Annotated in this window: 2 protein-coding genes; one reads left to right on the top strand and one right to left on the bottom strand. The window is 71.2% G+C overall.

Features of this window, described 5'->3' with window-relative positions; genetic code table 11:
• Window positions 1-45: 45 nt before the first annotated feature.
• Window positions 46-2,235, bottom strand: coding sequence for a catalase/peroxidase HPI (gene katG / locus ACWGH1_RS35080; protein ID WP_453357022.1), 2,190 nt, complete (start codon window positions 2,233-2,235; stop codon window positions 46-48).
• Between the two features lie 283 nt (window positions 2,236-2,518).
• On the opposite strand from katG, the gene ACWGH1_RS35075 reads away from it, so the two are divergent.
• On the top strand, window positions 2,519-3,458 hold a 940-nt coding region (locus ACWGH1_RS35075; protein ID WP_453409353.1), incomplete at its 3' end, for an MOSC domain-containing protein.

Genomic DNA, 3,458 nt, shown 5'->3' with positions numbered 1-3,458 from the left:
CGGGGCCCGGGGCCGGCCTCAGTGGGGCGGGCCCGGACGCCGGGCTCAGGCGAGGTCGAACCGGTCGAGGTTCATGACCTTGTCCCACGCGCTCACGAAGTCACGTACGAACTTCTCTCCCGCGTCCTGGGACGCGTAGACCTCCGAGACGGCCCGGAGCTGGGAGTCCGAACCGAAGACGAGGTCGACGGCCGTGGCGGTCCACTTCGCCTTGCCCGTGGCGCGGTCCCGGCCTTCGAAGACGTTCTCAGCCGACTCCGACGCCTTCCACTCCGTGCCCGTGTCGAGCAGGTTGACGAAGAAGTCGTTCGTCAACGTCTCCGGCCGCTGGGTGAGGACTCCGTGGGAGGACCCGCCGAAGTTGGAGTTCAGCGCCCGCATGCCGCCGATCAGGACCGTCATCTCGGGAGCGGTCAGGGTCAGCAGGTTGGCGCGGTCCAGCATGAGCGTCTCCGGCGACAGCTTCTCGCCCGCCCGCAGGTAGTTGCGGAACGCGTCCGCCCGCGGTTCGAGCACGGCGAACGACTCCACGTCGGTCTGCTCCTGCGAGGCGTCCGTACGCCCCGGCGCGAACGGCACCTTGACGTCGTACCCCGCGTTCTTCGCGGCCTGCTCCACGGCCACGCAGCCGCCGAGCACGATCAGGTCCGCGAGCGAGACCTTCGTCGCGCCCCCACGTGACTGGTTGAACTCCTGCCGGACCTGATCCAGGGTCCGCAGCACCTCGGCCACCTCGGGACGGTCGTTGACCTCCCAGTCCTTCTGCGGCGCGAGCCGGATCCGGGCCCCGTTGGCCCCGCCGCGCTTGTCGGTGCCCCGGAAGCTCGCCGCCGCCGCCCAGGCGGTGGTGACCAGCTGGGACACGGACAGTCCCGAGGCCAGGACCGTTGCCTTGAGGGCGGCGATGTCCTCGGCCGAGACCAGCTCGTGGTCGACCGCGGGGACCGGGTCCTGCCACAGCTGCGGCTCGGGGATCCACGGGCCCAGGTAGCGCGAGAGGGGGCCCATGTCGCGGTGCAACAGCTTGTACCAGGCCTTGGCGAACGCCTCGGCGAGCTTGTCCGGGTTCTCGTGGAAGCTCTTCGCGATCGGCCCGTAGACCGGATCCACCTTCAGCGCGAGGTCCGTCGTCAGCATCATGGGAGCGTGCCTCTTCGACGGATCGTGGGCGTCGGGCACCGTGCCCTGCGCCGCGGGATCCTTGGGGGTCCACTGCTTCGCACCGGCGGGGCTGGTCGTCAGCTCCCAGTCGTACCCGAACAGGTTGTCCAGGTACCCGTTGTCCCACTGCGTGGGGGCGGTGGTCCACGCGCCCTCCAGCCCGCTGGTGAGCGCGTGGACGCCCACGCCGCTGCCGTAGGTGTTCTTCCAGCCGAGGCCCTGCTGCTCGATGGGGCAGCCCTCCGGCTCCGGACCGATGTACTCGGCGCCGACCGCTCCGTGGCACTTGCCGAAGGTGTGGCCGCCGATGATGAGCGCGGCCGTCTCCTCGTCGTTCATCGCCATGCGGCCGAACGTCTCGCGGATGTCCCGGGCGGCCGCCATCGGGTCCGGGTTGCCGTTGGGTCCTTCGGGGTTGACGTAGATCAGCCCCATCTGCACGGCGCCCAACGGACCGGAGAGTTCCCGGTCGCCGCTGTAGCGCTCGTCCCCGAGCCAGGTGTCCTCCGGCCCCCAGAAGATCTCCACGGGCTCCCAGACGTCCTCTCGCCCGAAGCCGAACCCGAACGTCTCGAACCCCATCGATTCCATCGCGCAGTTGCCGGCGAAGACCAGGAGATCGGCCCAGGAGATCTTCCGGCCGTACTTCTGCTTGACGGGCCAGAGCAGCCGGCGGGCCTTGTCCAGGCTCACGTTGTCAGGCCAGCTGTTGAGGGGGGCGAAGCGCTGGGCGCCGGCGCCGCCACCGCCCCGGCCGTCGGCGATGCGGTACGTGCCCGCGGAGTGCCAGCTCATCCGGATGAAGAGCGGCCCGTAGTGCCCGTAGTCGGCAGGCCACCAGTCCTGCGACGTCGTCATCACATCGAAGACGTCCTGCTTCAGCGCGTCGACGTCGAGCGTCGCGAACTCGCGTGCGTAGTCGAAGTCCTCGCCCATCGGATTGGACCGGGGCGAGTGCTGGTGGAGGACTTGTAGGTCCAGCTGGTTCGGCCACCAGTCCCGGTTCGACCTCGGTCGGGTCGGCACGGGGGTCGGGGAGGGGATTACCGGGTTCTCGCTTTCGCTGCCGGACACGTCCGTCCTTCTTCCTGTCTCGGTGTTTCCTTCGGCTGGCTGCTTGCTCTTGACGTCGGGTGCCCTGCTCGGTCCGGGCAATGCGACCCGCGCGCCATGGAGCCCCGCCAGCTGGAAACGCCTCACCAGACCCGCAACAGTCGTACGCGGGGGCTAGACCGGCCGGCGAGAGACCCATCCTCACGCACCGGCGCCGCCCGCCACCCCCTCGACACGGCCGGGCACCGGCTGTTCCTCAACCCGACCCGCGGCGGGCGGCCGTTCCCGACGGATACTGCCGTCCATGGGAATGGTGACGACGCTGTACCGGTATCCGGTGAAGTCCATGCTCGGCGAGTCCTTGACGACCGTGACGGTCTCCGAAGCGGGACTCCAGGGAGACAGAGTGGCCGCCGTGCTGGATGGGACGGGCGCTGTGGGCAGTGCCAAACACCCCCGCAAGTGGGGTCCGCTCCTGCGCTGCCGCAGCCGGCTGACCGGCGCCGGTACAACCGTGGTCGAACTGCCGGACGGGACCGTCCTGCCCGCCGGGCACCCCGAGCTCGACGCCCTCCTGTCCGAACTGCTGGGCCGGCACGTCGCCCTGTCACAGAATCCGCGCCGGCACGGCGGCGTCCTTGAGCGGGAAGTGCCCGACTACCCGGGCGGCGCCCCGGAGCCCCTGCGCCGCACGGCATCCACCGATGCCACCGGAGCGGCCGTCACCTCCGGTCGCGTCGTACCGGGGACGTTCTTCGACTACGGCAAGGTCCACCTCGTCACGACCTCCGCCCTGGCACGGCTGCGAGCCGCACAACCGGCCGGTGACTTCGACCCGCGCCGCTTCCGGCCCAACCTCGTCGTCGAGACCTCCGGCGGGGCCGGCTACCCCGAGGACGCCTGGGCCGGCGCGCACCTGCGCATCGGCGAGGCGCTCCTCCGCGTCGTGGTGCCCACACCCCGGTGCGTCGTACCCACCCTCGGGCACGACGAACTGCCACCGGACGCCGCCATCATGCGCACCGTCGCCCGCGACCACCGGATACCGGTCTTCGACCTCGGCAGGCTGGCCTGCGTCGGCGTGTACCTGGACGTCGTCGAGCCGGGCACCGTACGAGTCGGCGACCCGGTCACTCCGGCCCGGGCCCCCCGGGGCGCCCCGGGGCCCCGGGTAGGGGGGGGCGGGGCCCCCCGGGCCCCGGCCCCCCCCGGCCCCCCCACGGCGCTCGGCCGCCTCGGGGCGG

Source organism: Streptomyces sp. NPDC054883, from assembly GCF_053610645.1.
This window is presented reverse-complemented; position numbering and strand designations above follow the sequence as displayed.